The 11814-nt window shown below is 45.2% G+C and carries 8 protein-coding genes; 7 read left to right on the top strand and 1 reads right to left on the bottom strand.

Translation table 11 applies throughout. From position 1 onward, the window contains the following. The first annotated feature begins 55 nt into the window (after positions 1 to 55). The 5 genes from efeO (at position 56) to pnp (ending at position 7424) form a co-directional block, all read left to right on the top strand. A complete protein-coding gene (efeO, locus tag ACK1U4_RS06920) occupies positions 56 to 961 on the top strand; it encodes an iron uptake system protein EfeO (RefSeq protein WP_419400152.1) in 906 nt (301 codons plus the stop codon). A 235-nt stretch (positions 962 to 1196) separates the two neighbouring features. Then, a complete protein-coding gene (efeB, locus tag ACK1U4_RS06925) occupies positions 1197 to 2549 on the top strand; it encodes an iron uptake transporter deferrochelatase/peroxidase subunit (protein ID WP_419400153.1) in 1353 nt (450 codons plus the stop codon). A gap of 243 nt (positions 2550 to 2792) precedes the next feature. After that, positions 2793 to 4595, top strand: coding sequence for an FTR1 family iron permease (locus ACK1U4_RS06930; protein WP_419400154.1), 1803 nt, complete (start codon positions 2793 to 2795; stop codon positions 4593 to 4595). A 125-nt stretch (positions 4596 to 4720) separates the two neighbouring features. After that, positions 4721 to 4987: a 30S ribosomal protein S15 gene (gene rpsO, locus ACK1U4_RS06935; RefSeq protein WP_419400155.1), complete on the top strand. Its 267-nt coding sequence runs from the start codon at positions 4721 to 4723 to the stop codon at positions 4985 to 4987. Between the two features lie 307 nt (positions 4988 to 5294). Continuing rightward, complete coding sequence (gene pnp / locus ACK1U4_RS06940) at positions 5295 to 7424, top strand: polyribonucleotide nucleotidyltransferase (protein WP_419400156.1); 2130 nt, start codon at positions 5295 to 5297, stop codon at positions 7422 to 7424. A gap of 228 nt (positions 7425 to 7652) precedes the next feature. On the opposite strand, the gene rlmD is transcribed toward pnp, so the two are convergent. Beyond that, on the bottom strand, positions 7653 to 9140 hold the full coding sequence (gene rlmD, locus ACK1U4_RS06945) for a 23S rRNA (uracil(1939)-C(5))-methyltransferase RlmD (protein ID WP_419400157.1): 1488 nt from the start codon (positions 9138 to 9140) through the stop codon (positions 7653 to 7655). A gap of 225 nt (positions 9141 to 9365) precedes the next feature. Between rlmD and ACK1U4_RS06950 the strand changes: the two genes are divergently transcribed. Then, positions 9366 to 10001: a glutathione S-transferase family protein gene (locus ACK1U4_RS06950; RefSeq protein WP_419400158.1), complete on the top strand. Its 636-nt coding sequence runs from the start codon at positions 9366 to 9368 to the stop codon at positions 9999 to 10001. Positions 10002 to 10132: 131 nt separating this feature from the next. Then, positions 10133 to 11668 carry a CHAD domain-containing protein gene (locus ACK1U4_RS06955; protein WP_419400159.1) on the top strand — a complete coding sequence of 512 codons (1536 nt, stop codon included), beginning with the start codon at positions 10133 to 10135 and terminating at the stop codon, positions 11666 to 11668. The last annotated feature ends 146 nt before the right edge of the window (positions 11669 to 11814 follow it).

Consider the following 11814-nt stretch of genomic DNA (forward strand, 5'->3'; position numbering starts at 1 on the left):
TTGTACTAGAATACCGACAATCATTCTTATTTATATAATTTGTTAGGAAAAATATATGTCATTTATCAAAACCTTACTGCCTCTAAGCCTTGCCCTCGCCACTCTAACCGCTTGCCAAAAACCTGCCGAAACCACTAACACTACACCAGCCTCTGCTCCTGCTTCTACCGCAACAGGCACAGCAACATCAGCCCCAACGACTGCCACCGCTTCTGCTTCGACTGCTTCTGCGGTTGATTTAAGTAAAGAAACGGCTGAGTATAAAGCATGGGTCACGGCTGAAATTGACCAATTGGTAGTAGGCACAGAAAAATTCGTCACTGCCCTAAATGCTGGTAATGTTGCCGAAGCCAAAAAACTCTATCCCTTGGTGCGTATGCACTTTGAACGCAGTGAGCCGATTGCCGAAAGCTTTGGCGACCTTGACCCACGCATTGACAACCGTGAAGCCGACCTAGAGCAAGGCGAAAAATGGACAGGTTTTCACACCATCGAAAAAATCCTTTGGACACAAAACACCACCAAAGGCACAGAAGCACTGGGTAAACAGTTGATTGCCGATGTCAAAGAATTGCGTGCCAAAATCCCCACCGCCGAAGTCACAGGCGATTTAATGGTACAAGGCTCGGTGGATTTGCTCAATGAAGTATCCACCACCAAAATCACTGGCGAAGAAGAAATTTTTTCCAAAACCGATTTATACGATTTTAAAGCCAATATCGAAGGGGCTGAAAAAATTTACCAAATCCTAAAACCCAAAATCGAAGCCAAAGACCCTGCCCTTGCCACTACATTGGCAGAACGCTTTAAGGCGGTCAATGATTTGCTTGCCAAACATCAAGTCGGTACACAAGATTTTAAATCGTATGAGCAATTGACCAAAGATGACACCAAAGCCCTAGCCGAAGCGGTGAATAAATTGGGAGAACCATTGGCTCAAATGGGTGTTATTTTAAAATAACTGTTTTTTATTAGAAATTACGCAGAAGACACTGGATTCCTGCATTCGCAGGATGAGAGCCGTTAAAGCAAAACACTGTTTTGCAGGCTCGCAAGACGAGGGCTATACCCGAAGTAACGAACATTTAATTACTCGTCACCCCTGTGAATACAGGGGTCTAGCGTCTTGATTAAGAGAAATGAAGCTATAATTTTCGTAAATCCTATTTACAAAATAATCAAAGGATTCATTACCCATGTCTAGCAATTCTACGGTTTTGGCAGAAGATTTTTCCCCAAACCAAACCAATCGCCGTCATTTTTTACGCAATTTTGGGGTGGCAGGGCTTGCCCTTGCTGGGACTGGAGCTGGGTTGGTCGGCTGTGCTAAAACCAATGAGTCTACCCAAAAATCCGCCAGTGACCCAACCGCTTCTGCCACCCAAGCCAACACCCCTCAAGACAGCGACCCCAAGGCCAATCCCAAACACGCAGGCAGTGAGGCAAGCAATGCCAAAAATTGTTTTGCGGATAATCAGTTTGAGTTTTATGGTGAACATCAAGCAGGGATTACCACGCCATCACAACGGCATATTTATTTTTTGGTAATGGATTTGCATACCGAAGACCGTCAAGTTATCCAGCAAATGTTTAAAGACTGGACACAGGCTTCTCTCAATCTTACGCAAGGTAAAAATATCCACGCCTATAGCAACAACGAATTTGTCCCACCGACTGACACAGGTGAAGCGGATAACCTTGGTGCGTATGGATTGACACTGACGTTTGGGGTTAGTCGTCAGTTTTTGACCAAGCTAGGACTTGAGGATAAATTACCTAAAGATTTCAATGATTTGCCACTATTCCCTCGTGACCAAATTCGCCCAGAATGGTCAGGTGGTGATATCTGTATTCAAGCCTGTAGCGATGACCCACAAGTGGCATTTCATGCGGTGCGTCAGTTGGTTCGCCAAGCTCGAAGCAATATCACCATGAAATGGAGTCAAGCAGGCTTTTTGGGCTTTGACACAGGGCATGAAACACCTCGTAATTTGTTTGGTTTTAAAGATGGTACTGCCAACCAAAATACCCTTAAACATGCGGATAAAAACCTGTGGATTGACAGTCCAGACTGGCTACAAGGTGGCACTTATTTGGTGGCTCGCAAAATCCAAATGCACCTTGAAACATGGGATAGAACGTCACTCAAAGGTCAAGAACAAACCTTTGGCAGACACCGTGACACAGGGGCGAGCATTGGTAAAAAAGCGGAGTTTGATGAATTTGATGTGCATGAAAAAGATGCCAATGGTAAGCCTGTCGTTCCTGAAATTTCTCACATGGGGCTTGCCAAACGTACGGGCATTGAGATGCTTCGCCGTTCGTATTCGTATAGCAGTGGCATTGATGGCAAAACAGGTCAGTTTGATGCTGGGCTATTGTTTATTTCTTTCCAAAAATCCCCCATGCAATTTGTGGCGATTCAATCTGCGTTAGGGCGTGTGGATAAAATGAATGAGTATATTACCCATATTGGCAGTGGGTTGTTTGCGTGCTTTGGTGGGGTAAAACAGGGGGAATATTTGGGGCAGAAGTTATTTGAAAGTTAAAGGTAATTTTGCCAAAAACTCAGCTTGAATTTGCAAAATTGCAGGGTGGAATCCCCCTAAATCCCCCTTTAGAAAAGGGGGACTTTGCCCTCGTATCAAATTTAATGACAAAACAAAGCCCCCTCTTTTGTAAAGAGGGGGTTGGGGGAGATTCAAAAAATAGTGAATAACACACTTACTATTTTTATATTACCTGCTTTAATGATTTTCATTTGTCACCGCCATTTATTTTGGGAAAATTTTATGTTTACCACCCATTTTAGCAAAAGCCTTGTTTTATCTGCCTTGCTTAGTCTAGGTTTAGCGACTACTAGTCATGCCGAAACTGCGACTGCTTCAACCATGACTACTACCAAAACTACCACGGCTTCGGCTACTGTAAACACAAATACGGCTAAAAAACTCAATTTAAGCCCAATCTTTATCCAATTATCCGATGCGATGGGGGCAAATAAAGCAGGCGATACCGCCTCCACCAAGCAGTTACTTGAGCAAATCCAAAGCGAATTTAACGCCATTCCCCAAACCACTTCCCCACTAGGGCAACAAGCCAAAACTGCCATCAGCCAAGCCATTGCCAGCCCCAACGAGGCGAATTTATCGGCATTATCGACCGCTTTATACGCTTTTGAAAAAGAGCAAAATCCAGTTGATTACAGCCAAAAACGCAAAGATTTTGCCAAAAAAATTGCCCCTGCGTATGAGCAGTTTAGCCAAAGTTTACAAGCCACAAATGCCGATGTCGCACAGCTTCGCACGGCGTATAACCAGTTTAATGCGGTGTGGCTCGCCAATGAGCGTGTGGTGCGTAACACCAGTATGGGGCATTATGGCAAAATCGAAACGGCGATGGCATTGCTCCGAGTGGCAATTGAAACCCAGCCAATTAACACCGCCCAAATTGCCACCCAACTGCCCCTACTCAAACAAGCCATCGACAGCTACAATGCAGGTGACACCGCCACTGTCACGCCTGTTGAGGGGGTGAGCCTTGCCACAGGTGTGCAGTTACTCGAAGATGGTTTATCGGCATTCCAAACAGGCGATACCGCCACAGGGCAAGCCAAATTGGGTGAGTTTATCAATATTTGGACAAGTATCGAGGGCGATGTCAGCACACGCAATCCTTCGCTGTACAGCCGATTAGAAAGCCAAATTCCTGTGGTGATGGCAAGCGGTCACGACCCCAAACAACAAGCTAATTTACAAACATTGATTGATGAATTGCGTCAAATCAACCCCACTGCCCAATATTCAGCAGTGGATTCGATGTTGATTTTGTTGCGTGAGGGCTTGGAGGCGTTGCTGATTATTGTCGCTTTGCTGTCAGCGTTGAATGTCGCCAAACAAGCCAAGGGCAAAAAGTATGTGTATGCAGGGGTTGGTGCAGGACTGGTCGCCAGTATCGCAGGGGCGGTGGCGTTGCAACAATTTTTCCCTGCGATGACCTCAGGGGCAAACCGTGAAATGCTTGAGGGAATCATTGGCATTGTCGCTGTGGTGCTGATGATAGGCATTGGGGCATGGCTTCATAGCAAGTCGTCTATCCAAAGTTGGAACGCCTTTATCAAACGTCACATGGGCGAAGTGTTGACCACAGGCAGTTTTGTCAGCCTATTTGGGTTGAGTTTTTTATCGGTATTTCGTGAGGGGGCGGAAACGATTATTTTTTATGTTGGTATTTTGCCCAATATCACCATGAGCAACTTTTTGCTTGGCATTGGCATGGCATTGGTGATTTTGGCGGTGGTGGCATGGGTTATGCTTAAAACTTCGGTCAAATTACCAATTCCCAAATTATTTAAAGTGCTAACATGGGTGATTTATTTCTTAGGCTTTAAGATTTTGGGCGTGAGTTTATCAGCATTACAACTGACGGGGCATTTAAGCCGAACCGTATTGCCAAGCCTGCCTGCAATTGAGTCGATTGGCTTTTATCCGACCGTGCAGACGATTTTAGCACAACTGCTGTATATCGTGGCGATTGTGGCGTTACAATGGTGGATGAAAAAAGCCGAAAGCCATGAGAAATTGCAGGTGGCGTGATATTTGAATAAACACCTTGGTTTTTGTTAAAAATTTTGTTAAAATACCACGCTTATTTTTATAGACGGTCAGCTACCGAAAGGCGTGGTTGACCTGATTTTTCTCGCCTTTCCTTGGAGTATGTTATGTTAACTAATCAAGACCGTATTGACGTTATCACCAAATTCAAACGTTCAGAAAATGACACTGGTTCACCTGAAGTACAAGTAGCCCTATTGACTGCTCGTATCAACGACCTACAACCACACTTCAAAGCCCACAAAGCTGACCATCATAGCCGTCGTGGTTTGATTCGTATGGTAAACACTCGCCGTAGCTTGCTTGACTACCTAAAACGTAAAGACGCTACTCGCTACTCTGCACTTATCAGTGCATTAGGACTACGCCGCTAATTTTTGCTTGGCAGACGTGCTTATAAAAAACGGTTATCAGTGATGATAGCCGTTTTTTACGTTCTACGCTCAATGTTATCGGTTTTTGGTGGCGGTTTTGGCAAAAAATCGGTAAAATAGTTGGGTTATGCCAAAAAATTAATAGTGGCATGACATTATTTTAACAAAATAATATTTATTTTTATTATCAATGGGTTGGGCAAGCAGTAGATTGCTTCTAACGTTTGGGTTTATCGGTCGACCCACAAATCCAAACGTTAGGGGCTATTACTCAGCCAGCCCTGTTATCTCTTTTATAAGGAACATCATGTTTAATATCGTTACCAAAGAATTTCAATATGGCAATCAACAAGTTACCCTAGAAACAGGGCGTGTCGCTCGTCAAGCCAATTCAGTGCTTGTCCACATGGGTGGTGTCACCGTGCTAGTCGCTGTCGTGGTCAAAGACGATGCCAAAGAAGGTCAAGACTTTTTCCCATTGACCGTGAATTATCAAGAAAAAATGTACGCTGCGGGCAAAATTCCGGGGGGCTACGGCAAACGTGAAGGTCGCCCATCAGAGATGGAAACCTTGACCTCTCGCTTGATTGACCGTCCGATTCGTCCATTATTCCCAGAAGGCTATGTCAATGAAATCCAAGTCACTGCGACTGTGATTTCATCAGACAAAAAACAAGATGCGGATATCGCTGCCATGATTGGTACATCAGCGGCATTGGCGATTTCATCTGCACCGTTTAATGGTCCAATCGGTGGGGCAAGAGTCGGCTTTATCAATGGCGAATATGTGCTAAACCCAAATTACGAAGAAATGAAAAAAAGCGACCTTGATTTGGTGGTGGCAGGGACAAAATCTGCCGTTTTGATGGTCGAGTCAGAAGCCAAAGAATTGTCAGAAGACCAAATGCTCGGTGCGGTGCTATACGGTCATCAGCAACAACAAATCGTCATTGATGCCATCAATGATTTTGCCAAACAAGTGGGTAATGCCAAAGCAGAATTTGTCGCCCCAACTGTGAACGTTGAGCTACAAAATGCCCTCCAAGCCCAATTTGCCCAAGCCATTTCTGACGCCTACACCATCAGCGAAAAAGCCAGCCGTTACAACCGTTTAGACGAAATCAAAGCCGAAGCCGTAACTGCCCTTGCAGGTGATGAAACCGCTGAAGATTATGCCGATAAAGTCGCTGATATCAAAGAATTATTTGAAACCCTAAAATATCGCACCGTGCGTGACAACATCCTATCTGGCAAACCTCGTATTGACGGTCGTGACCTACAAACCGTGCGTGCGTTGGATATCCAAGTGGGCGTATTGCCTTACACACACGGCTCGGCATTGTTCACTCGTGGCGAAACCCAAGCCCTTGTTACCACCACGCTTGGCAATAGCCGTGATGTCAACATGATTGACACCCTAGCTGGCACGAAGCAAGACCACTTTATGCTTCATTATAATTTCCCAAGCTACTCAGTGGGCGAAACAGGTCGTGATAGTGGTCCAAAACGCCGTGAAATCGGTCATGGTCGCCTTGCCCGCCGTGGTGTGCAAGCCATGCTACCAGACAGCGACCGCTTCCCTTATGTGATTCGTATCGTGTCTGACATCACCGAATCAAACGGTTCATCATCAATGGCATCTGTCTGTGGTGCAAGCCTTGCCTTGATGGATGCAGGCGTACCGCTAAAAGCCCCTGTGGCAGGTATTGCGATGGGTCTGGTCAAAGAAGGCGAACGTTTTGCGGTACTTTCGGACATTTTAGGTGACGAAGACCACCTAGGCGATATGGACTTTAAAGTCGCAGGTTCTGCCAACGGTATCACCGCCCTACAAATGGACATCAAAATCGAAGGTATCACCGCTGACATCATGGAGCAAGCGTTAAACCAAGCCCATGCAGGTCGTATTCATATCTTGAATGCCATGAATCAAGTCATCAATGATAGCCGTAAAGAAATCAACGCCCATGCACCGAACTTTGCAGTCATCGACATCGACCCAGAAAAAATCCGTGATGTGATTGGTAAAGGTGGTGCAACCATTCGCCAATTGACCGAAGAAACAGGTGCGGTAATTGATATTGATGACAAAGGCACAATCCGTATCTTTGGTGAAAACAAAGCGTCAACCAAAGCCGCCATTGCCAAAATCGAAGCCATCACCGCTGAAGTGGAAGTTGGTAAAGTTTACACAGGTAAAGTGGTACGTTTGGTGGAGTTTGGGGCATTTGTTAATGTCTTGCCAAATACCGATGGCTTGGTACATATTTCACAAATCACCGATGCTCGTGTCGAAAAGGTGAATGACGTGCTAAAAGAAGGGCAAATGGTCAATGTGTTGGTACAAGACATCGACAACCGTGGTCGTATCAAATTGACCATGAAAGGCGTTGACCAAACCATCAGCCAAACCGAAGAAGCACCAACCGCAGAATAGTTGCTGATGTAATATCAAACCGAAAATGAATCGGTAATGTAAATACCGTGAGTTTTAATCCCCCTAAATCCCCCTTTTCCAAATGGGGGCTTGCCCACCGTTTTAGTCTAAGTTATGGGTATGGGGGTATAGCCCCCTCTTTCCTAAAGAGGGGGTTGGGGGAGATTAGCAAAGTAAATCAATGACACTTACCCAATAGGCACTACCAATTCGGCAGATAAACATAAATCAAATCTTCTCAAACCTAGCAATACTTTCCACATGCCCTGTATGGCAGAACATATCCATCACCCCTGCATGGGTCAAGCGATAGCCTTTTTCTAGCAACACAGCCGTATCACGAGCCAGCGTAATCGGATTGCAAGACACATACACAATGCGTTTGGCATCGAATTTATCCAAATACTGCATCACCTCAATCGCCCCACTTCTCGGTGGGTCAATCAGCAACGCATCGACTTGACCGACCCATTCCTTATCCGAAAAATCTTGGGTCAAATCCTGTGCAAAAAAGTCAGTATGGTGCAAGCCATTTGCCTTGGCGTTCATCTTGGCTCGCTCGGTCATTGCCTCACTGCCTTCAACGCCAATCACAAAACCCGTGTCGCCCACTGCCTTTGCCAATGGTAAGCTAAAATTGCCCAAACCACAGAACAAGTCCAACACTCGCTCGCCTTGCTGTAAGTCCAACAAATCCAACGCCAACTGGGTCATTTTGCGGTTCATCGACAGATTGACTTGGGTAAAATCGAGCGGTGAAAACTCAAAGGTAATCCCCATCTCTGGCAAACGATAAAACAATCCGCCTGTCGGTGGTACAGTCAGGCTTGAGGCACGTCCGTTAGGGTCGTCAATGCGTTGCACCGTGTCCGCCCCTTTGGATTGTAGGTATAACTGCCAATTTCGCTCGGCAAAAAACGCCTGTAATTTTGCCAAATCGCTGTCGCCCAACTCAGCCATGTGACGGACAATCACAGCTACCGATTTTTTGCTATCAGCGACATCATCAAGTGTTTCACCCATCGCCACTTCAAGCTGTGGAATTTCGTTACGAGCATCCAATTCGCTAATCAAAGCCTTGAGATTTTCGATTTCAAAGCCGATACGTGGGTCTAATACTTGGCATTCATTGAGTTCGGTCAAAAAGTTACTGCTACGCTCACGGAATCCAACCAATGCTGTGCCTTTTTTCTCCACATATCGCACGCCCATGCGAGCCTTGGTGCGGTAGCCTAGACGGTCAGCGGTGAGCGGTGCAAGCCAGTTATCTGGGGCAATGTTGGCTTGGTGTTGCAAGAGTTCGGCAAGGACGGATTGTTTAAAGTTAATCTGTCCATCAGCGTCCCAATGTTGCAAGCTACAACCGCCACATATGCCAAAATGCGGACAAGGGGGCGTGGTGCGTTCGGCATTGGGGTTTGCCAAGACTTCAAGGGTATCGCCCTCTTCAAGGCTTTTGCGTGAGCCTGTGATTTTCACGCTGACGGTTTCGTTTGGTAGGGCAAAGCTGACAAAGACTTTTTTGCCGTGTTTTTCTTCGATATGTTCTGGATGAGTGCCATAAATCGCCACGCCACGCCCATCATGGGCTAGGTTGGTAATTGTTAAAGTGACTGGCGGTGCGTCTTGTAGGCGTTTGCGTACTCGGGCGGTGGGTTTGATTTTCTTTTTTGGGGATTGGGTAATGGCTGATTGATTAGTGGTTGATTGGCTCATGGCTATCCTAACATTTGGCGATATGGCTATTTTTAAACAGCCATTATAAAAGGATTAGACCAATAAGGCGAATAAAACACTGTATAACGTATTATTTTTAATTTTTATTTACAAAACAGTATTTAACTTAAACTAAAATTACAAAATCCTTCTAAGCTTATCATTATAATAGCTCAAAACCGCACTTGTTCAACATTTAAAACTCAACACCCAAAAGGAAACACCATGAAGCTTTACGCATTCAAAGGGGCTTGCTCATTCGTTCCCCATACCGCCTTAAACCTCACAGGCACGGATTACGAACTTGCCCTTATCAGCCACGCTGATGCAAAAACCCCAGAATACCTCGCCAAAAACCCCCAAGGGGCTGTACCACTGCTTGAAGACGGTGATTTTTATCTATCGCAAAACGTGGCAATCTTAAACTACCTTGACGAACAATACCCAACTGCCAATATCTTTGGTTCTGGCGACACCGCCCAACGTGCCAAAGCCCAACAGTGGTTAAGCTACGCCAATGCCGATGTGCATAAAGCCTTTACGCCATTATTCCGCCCAACCGCCTTTATCGCTGAAGCGGATTTGACCGATGAGCTAAAAACCAAACTCACCCAAACCGCCATCGCACGCCTACAAAGCATTTATAAAATTGCCGATGACAACCTAGCCAATCAAGACTACATGGCAGGTGAGTTTAGCATTGCCGATGTGTATTTGTACGTCACACTTCGCTGGGCAAATGGCATGAAAATTGATTTATCAAACTTGAAAAACCTAGCAAAATTGGTCAAAAATGTCGAAGCCAATCCTGCGGTACAAAAATCGCTAAAAGAAGAAGGTTTAGACGCTATTGGTCAATAAATAGTCTGATTTTGATAAGATAGCCTTTATATAAGTCATTGTTTTGTAACGGTTGGTTGTCGATGATAGTTAGCGATAACCAATCATGCTATGATTGAAGTATTACCAAAACTGATGGGAAATGCCTTATCATGCACGAGCTAGAACTTAAATTTTGCGTTCCTACTTTTACCCAAGCCAGTCTTGCCAAGCAAATCGCCACTAAAACCGCCCAAAGCCAACGGCTATCCGCCTATTATTTTGACACACCCAACAACGACCTTGCCAAAAGAGGCATTGCCCTACGTATTCGCTACGAGGACAATCAATGGGTGCAAACCCTCAAAACCGCAGGTGATGGGGTTGCCAAACGCCTTGAGCTTAATACTATTTTGGACATCAGCGACACCCCTACCAAAATCAATGTCAGCGAATTGGCAAAACAACTCAAACTTGATGACAATCAACAATTGAGCGAACAACTTGCCAAAGTCATGCCCCTTGAGCAACTGGCAGACAGCCTCACGGTGCAGTATTTCACCGACATCAACCGCACCAGTCGAATAGTCAAAAAGAACAATAGCAAAATCGAAATTGCCTATGATTTAGGCACTGTCGGTACAGGTGCAGGTAAAACCAAAGCCGAAAAATTTGACGTGCATGAAATTGAATTTGAACTGGTTGAAGGCGATGCCAGTGACCTTGTCGAAGTCGCCAAAACTTGGTGTAAGAAATATAAACTTTATCTTTCTACCGTGACCAAAGCCCAACGAGGCAACTTGTTAATGGCAAAACAGACCTTTGCCGACCCTGTCAAAGCCAATTTATCGCAGTTAGCCGTTGATAAAAACACCACGGAATTTGCATTTTTACAGCAAGTCGTCAATAACTGCCTTGCCCAAATCCTGCCCAATGCCACCGCCATCGCTGACGGTAGCCCAGATGGCAACCACGTTCACCAACTGAGAGTGGGTTTACGCCGACTACGTACCGCTCTCAAGGTATTCAAATTCTGCCCTGACTGCATCGACCCCAACTGGATAACCGTGCTAAAACAGACCTTTAGCCTATTAGGTGAATACCGTGACCATGAAATCCTACAGACCAAAACCCAACCCATGCTCGAAGCCCTCGGTTCACCGCCTATCAAATGGTCAACCGATGTGGCGATTATGCCGATTGATGCGGTGCGAGCCAATGACTTCCAAATCGTGCTGTTGGAACTAATTAACTTTACCCATTTGCCACAGCCAACCACTGGCAAAAACGCCAAAGCCAAAACAGCAGTGACCAAAAAACTGGATAAATTGTTCAATAAAATTGCGGTGGCAAGTAGCCATTTTGCTGACCTTGAAACCGAAGCCCAACATGATGTGCGTAAGGATTTGAAGACGCTTCGTTATGTCAGTGAGTTTGTTTCGCCATTATTCGCTCAAAGCAATGACAGCAAAAATAAAAAGGGCAAAGTGGATAAGCTCAACGCCTTTTTGCAGTACCTTGAACCTGCTCAAGATGTGCTTGGCGACTATAATGATAAGGTAGTGGGTCACGCCCATTATGTTGAGAAAGCCAAGACCGACCCGAATGCGTTGTTTGCGGTGGGTTGGTTTGGTGGACAAGAAAAATCCAGTGCCGAAAAATGTGCAGTGAGCCTAAAAACTGTGAAAAATGCTCCGAAATTTTGGTAATGGGTATTTTTGATGGATTATTTTGAGTAAAAGCGGTGTAACAACCGCTTTTTTTATGTTAAATGGGTTGTTAGATAATACGGTGTAGTTTTTTCATCGGAACTTTACGGTGAAAGTCGAGGGATACTTTGAAACGGTATAGGGTG

The sequence above is a fragment of the Moraxella sp. TY6 genome, from assembly GCF_048551375.1.
Classification (GTDB): Bacteria; Pseudomonadota; Gammaproteobacteria; order Pseudomonadales; family Moraxellaceae; genus Faucicola.